This window comes from Oleiphilus sp. HI0061, from assembly GCF_001635675.1.
In genome coordinates, this window is sequence record NZ_LWFE01000560.1 from 1 (window position 1) to 597 (window position 597).

General features: G+C 44.2%; 1 protein-coding gene. It reads right to left on the bottom strand.

Annotation, left to right across the window (positions count from 1 at the left end; genetic code table 11):
- A partial coding sequence (locus A3735_RS07365; RefSeq protein WP_156499496.1) for a DEAD/DEAH box helicase occupies positions 1-405 on the bottom strand: 405 nt, incomplete at its 3' end.
- Positions 406-597: the final 192 nt, after the last annotated feature.

Consider the following 597-nt stretch of genomic DNA (forward strand, 5'->3'; position numbering starts at 1 on the left):
AAGTAAACGTCCTGGCGTCGCGACCAGAATATCAACACCTTCAATGAGTCTCTTTTTCTGAGGCTCTGCAGCGATACCACCGTACATAGCCATTGACTTTAGGTTGAGGTACTTCCCGTATTGCGTAATATTGGCTTCAATTTGCTCAGTCAGCTCACGAGTCGGGGTAATAATTAATGCTCGTATGCGCTTGCCGCGATAGTTGTAGGGAACATTAAGTTTTTCAAGCAATGGCAGCACAAAGCTCGCTGTCTTACCTGTACCGGTCTGAGATGCCGCGACCACATCTCTGCCAGCTATGATAGCTGGGATAGCTTTACATTGAATAGGGCTTGGTTCGGTGTAGCCTTTGTCTGTGATGGCCTTTAGAATGGGATCGCTTAATCCAAGCTTAGAAAATGGCATGTACACCTCAGTATCGCGTTAATCTAGGGAGTGGATTGTGCCAATAGGCTGGGTTGAAAGCTATGGTTATTTTTTGAGAGACAAGCATGGTAAGAGAAATTCGTATTGCACAAGCAACATTATCAACATATCCATGTATTATTCGGTTAGACATTTGGAAGACTAAGGCTCAATGCGATGAATGCATCAATA